We start from the raw sequence: 5,494 nt of genomic DNA, 5'->3' as shown, positions 1-5,494 counted from the left end.
GAAACTGGGATAGGGGTTTTTTAGTAGTTTGATCGCTACTGGTAGCGAGTCCGCCTCGCGTTCACCGCGATACACAATAGTTCTCGACCCGTTATATAATTCCGTGTTGAGTTGATATCCAGTCAGATTCATGATGATTTCTCCGTTAGTGGTTTGTCTGGTTGTTTAGCTTGAAATTACTAGATTTGAGAAGATGGCTAGGGTGAGATTGGCAGTCGGATACAGAACTGAGTTACGCGACCAAATTTTGACTCAACTTCGATACTCCTCTGAGATTTTTAGACTACAATTATTTTTATTTCCCCATGTCAAGGAGAGCGAGTGTGAGGCGTATTATTGCTCAATCGCCTATACGTTATTCCTGCTATATCGAGCGCAAAATAAGATTATCTTATTAAAGGTGAGTCGCACTAAATTCTGGATTCCAGTTGATGTTTCAGTATTTTTAGATTCTGCAAATAACCGATATACGATAGTAAAATTGCCTAGAAAAATTTCGGCTGTTAAAAAATATTTTTTGAACAATTTATGAAGATGAATTAACATTTATTTTTTGATTGCCTGGATGAATAACTTATTATACAAGACTTTGGTGAAAAAGTAGTGAATTTAGCTTTTTTATAGCAGATTGCGGGCAAACAATATTTCTCGTCCATAAAGTTTATCGGGAATGATGAAGCGATCGCACAGATCCCGTTGTGCGATCGGGAAGGTTTCAATTTTACCTTTCTTTTGATTGAAAGGGTAAGTCTCCGGTGAGTAATTCGTAAAATGTTATACCTAATGAATAAAAATCTGTCCGGTAGTCAATGCCCTGATTCATTCGACCGGTTTGTTCGGGAGAGATATAGAAGATGGCTAGGTTGAGATTGGCAATCGGATACAGAACTGGGTGCCGCGACCAACAGTTGATTCAACTTCGATACTCCCCTGATGTTTTTCGACGACAATTTGACGGGCAATAGCTAATCCTAACCCCGTCCCTTTACCGACAGCTTTGGTCGTAAATAAATGGTCGAATATTTTAGCTTTGACTGCCTCCGTCATGCCTTTACCATTATCGTTAATCCGAATTTCTACCAGTTTATCTACTAATGATGTTTGAATGGTAATTTGATTGGTTTTTGCCTTAATTTCTGCCAAACTCCGTCCCAGATTTGATTCTTCTACCGCGTCGATCGCATTCGCGAGAATATTCATAAATACCTGATTTAATTGACCGGGAAAGCATTCAATTTGAGGTAAATTTCCGTAGTCGATCACCACTTCAATCGCCGGACGTTGGTCGTTCGCTTTCAGACGATGTTTGAGAATTAATAGGGTACTCTCAATCCCTTCGTGAAGATTAAATGGCACTTTATATTCTCGATCGGCACGGGAGAACGTGCGTAGAGAAGTGCTGATATTTTTTAGTCTGTCGCAGGCTACAGACATGGAATCTAGCATTTTGGGCAAGTCTTCTAAGCTATATTCCAAGTCAATTTCTTCGGCATGAGTTTGGATTTCTTCAGTTGGATCGGTCAAAGTTTCTTGATAGAGTTTTAAGTGTTCGACAATCTCGAAGACAGTGGGTTTAGCTTGTTGGAGACTAGCAGCAATAAACCCTAAAGGATTATTCATTTCGTGCGCTACTCCCGCCACCATATTACCCAAAGCGGACATTTTTTCGCTTTGGACAATTTGTAATTGCGCTTGTTGTAAGTTATGTAATGCCTGTTCTAGCTGTTGGGCATATTCTAAGGAAAGTTGATAAAGTTGGGCATTTTCTAGAGAAATGGCGGCTTGAGCGCAAAGTAAATTCAACAGTTCCACGCGATCGCTCGTAAACGCCCCCTTTGCTAAATTATTTTCTAGATATAAAATCCCCAAGAACTTACCTTGATGTAAAATTGGCATACACAAGATACTCTTGGGTTGCTGACGAATGATATAGGGATCGTTGGCGAAAGTGATATCTGCGGTGGCATCCAATAAGACAACAGTCTGTTGACTGTTCTTAACTTTGTAAATCAGCTTGTGGGGAATGTCTTGACTCTCTCCAACCGGAATTCTCTGCAATACTACTGGGTTTGTTCCTTGGGTGATTGAGCCTTTAATTAGCAAGCGGTTGTCTCGAAACAGCATTAATACAGATTTATCAGCCCCAGCAGTTTCTATCACGATGGAAAGTAAAGATGTAAGCAGTTTTTCTAGTTCGATTTCAGAGGAGATAGTCTGAGATGCTTTGAGGATTGCTTTTAAATCTAGAGTATCTGAGATACTGCTGCTGCTTTTTGTCGCAGAACTGGTAGATGTGACAGTTCCCAAAGTGAAGATAGTGTCATTAGTTGAAAGTTGAGAACGGTTTTGCTGTAATATCGGAGCAAGTAATTGGGAGTAGCGTTGTTCCAAGTCGCCAACTTTGGCTTTGGCTCCCCACCGGGCATAACAATAATATGCTTCCTGCATATAAACTGCTGCGACTTTCTCTTTCCCCCAAGCCAGGTAAAATCTTGCGGCTAATTCATTGGCTAAACCCTCTTCTTGAATATAGCCATTAGCTTTTGCTTCTGTAATGGCACGCTCGTAGTATTCTATTGCTTCCGATTTATTACCTAATACTCGATACTGTTCTGCTTCAACTAAATAAAATTTATGTAAATAGTTGTTGGGCGCATATTCAGCCCATTGTTTAAGTTTTGTCTGGTTGTCAATAACTTGCTGTGGTAAATTATCTTCCCTATCTTCTGTGTTAGGTAATGTTGCCAGATGAGTCAATGAATCATAAAAATGAAACACTGGGATGATAAAAAAACCGGATAGAGAATGGGAATTTTCTTTGGCTTCAATTGCTACTTTTTTTGCTTGCTCCCACTCATTGAACAAATAACAAAGAGCTAGTTTACTAATATACAGGGTTCCAAGTGCATAAAAATCTTTACCCTCCTGATGCTTGGGCAACATTATTTCTTCGTCATAGACTACACCTTGAATTTGCCAAGGGCATTGACTTTTTCCAAGTAAATTTAAGACAGATTGGTAATAGATTTTAAGATAATTATGGGTAGTATCTTGTTTAAGTTGAGCAAATACATGACTGTAAACTTTCATCTCTGGTTCTAGGACTGACAAATCTTGTCCCAGGAAAAATGACAGAGTACAGTAATTATAAACACAGTAGATAGCATATTCTAAAGTCCCCATCTCCAGCCCTCTATGGTATCCATCGAGCAAAGGAACGAGTGACGATTGAATATGATTTTTCCAGGGCTTGACGAAGGAATAAACCATATTAATTGTGCTGGTTTGAAATTCTCTACTCTCAAATTTTGGCAGTAATTCCATTGCCAAATCACCAACACGATTACCTAAATCTATTTCGCCAATAATGCACAAAATTACTCCATACCAAGCATAAGCTTGTGCCGATACGTCAGCATTACCATATTGTATTGATAATCTTACTTGCGTACATACAATTAACGGTAGTAATTCTGGAATAGTTTGATAAACTGCCGCGTTGATAGTTGCTAAAATTCTCATCTCTGCAAGAGCTTCGAGATCGGTCATCTCTGGAAGTTTTAACAACTGTGCTAAATCTTTTCCTTGGAATAAATTTTGAGTCTGTTGTAAACTTTGAGAAACATCTATTTGAGTGGGATGTTCTGGAAACGAAACTCCAAATAATTCCAAAACAGCAAGGGCAGTTTGAATGGCTTTTAGCTGCCGATTTTGAGCTACATAAGCCAAAATCATCACTTCATAAACCTTTACTTTGTCTAGTAATTGATGAGCATTTTGCAGTACCTCGTCAACCATTTCCTGCATCTGCGTAAATTCACCACTTAGACAGGCTACTTCTGCGGCTAAATCATGGAGAGCTAATATTAAATCATAGTATTTCTGCCAACCATTTGGGCTGAGAAGTTGTATACCTTGAGTAGCGTATTCAATAGCTGCAATGTAAGCAGTTGCAGATCTAGCTTTTTGGGCAGCAACTAAATTGAGATTGGCTAATTCTTCTCGTTCATTTTGTGATTCTATTAAATCAGAGCCTTTATTTAATTGATTAACTATCTCAAAAGTTTTCTCCTCTTTTTCTGTTTGATTGATTACACTTAAAAGCAATCGACCAATTTTTAAGTGCATTAGTTGTTTTTGATTATCGGGAATCAAAGAGTATGCTGCTTGTTGTACTCGGTCATGGAGAAATTTGTAAGTAACAATCTCTTGATTGTCTGAGGTACGTACTAGAGTTTCTTGACCGACATAAAACTTATAAACATCACCAATGGGTAAAACTAATCCTTCTTGTAATGCTTTCCATAAACAAGCTGCTGTTTCAATTTGAGATTGTTCAGAAACAATAGCCAATGTTGCTAAATCGAAAGAGTTACCAATGCAAGCCGCTAACTGCAATACTTCTTGAGTTGATGGTGGAAGTTTCCGCAATTGCAGACTCATAAAAGCCACAACGTCATCTGTAGTTGCTTGCACCTTGACTTCAGCTATATCACATTGCCAACAGCTTAATTCAAAATCAAATTGAATTAGTCCATCTTGATGCAGTGCTTTAAGAAACTGTGTAGCAAAAAATGGATTACCTTGAGTTTTTTGAGAGATTAATTTAGAAAGATTCCATGCCAATTCTTCTGAACATTTGAGTGTGTCAGCAACTAATTGATTTACTTTGACTTGACTGAGTGGTGCTAAAGTAATCGTGTTAATTGTTGCTTGTTTCTTTTGGATTTCACTCAAGGTCATCAATAATGGATGTCCTGGTAGGACTTCGTTATCACGGTAGGCTCCCATAATGAAAAGATGACCTGTGTCAGCCATTAATAGCTGCATTAACTTGAGTGATGCGGAATCTGCCCATTGTAAATCATCTAAAAACATCACTAAGGGATGTTCAGGAGTTGTAAAGACTTGGGTGAATTTTTGAAATAATAGATTAAAGCGATTTTGCGCGGCTGTTCCTGATAATTCTACTGCTGGTGGTTGAATACCAATAATGTTTTCTAATTCGGGAATGACGTCAATAATTACTTGTCCATTTTCCCCCACAGCCTCTAATATTTGATTTTTCCATTCCTGAATTTGCACATCGCTTTCGGTCAATAATTGCCCCATTAGATCGCGAAATGCTTGCACAAATGCAGAAAAGGGAATATTGCGATTAAACTGGTCGAATTTCCCTTTAATAAAATAGCCGCGTTGTCTGACAATTGGTTTATGTACTTCGTTGACAACGGCGGTTTTACCAATTCCCGAAAACCCAGCTACTAGCATCATTTCGGTTGCACCAAGGCTAACCCTCTCAAATGCTTCTAGTAAGGTTTGAACTTCTGTTTCTCGTCCATAGAGTTTATCGGGGATGATGAAGCGATCGCACAAATCTCTTTGTGCAATGGGAAAAGCTTCAATGCCACCTTTTGTTTGCAATTGCTGCCAACATTTTTCTAGATCCCATTTCAGCCCTAATGCGCTTTGATAGCGTTCTTCGGCATTTTTG

The 5,494-nt window shown here is 38.7% G+C and carries 1 protein-coding gene and 1 pseudogene; both read right to left on the bottom strand.

Annotated features, from left to right (window positions below):
• Positions 1–645: 645 nt before the first annotated feature.
• Positions 646–850: pseudogene (locus ACE1CD_RS32470) on the bottom strand (hypothetical protein); the annotation flags it as partial.
• An 8-nt stretch (positions 851–858) separates the two neighbouring features.
• Positions 859–5,494, bottom strand: a 4,636-nt coding sequence (locus ACE1CD_RS32465) for an AAA family ATPase (RefSeq protein ID WP_374827388.1), incomplete at its 5' end; no start/stop codon positions are given.

It is taken from the genome of Aerosakkonema sp. BLCC-F183 (assembly GCF_041929145.1).
Lineage (GTDB): Bacteria > Cyanobacteriota > Cyanobacteriia > Cyanobacteriales > Aerosakkonemataceae > Aerosakkonema.
Note: the sequence above shows the minus strand (reverse complement) of the source record. Positions and strands in the feature narration are given on the sequence as shown.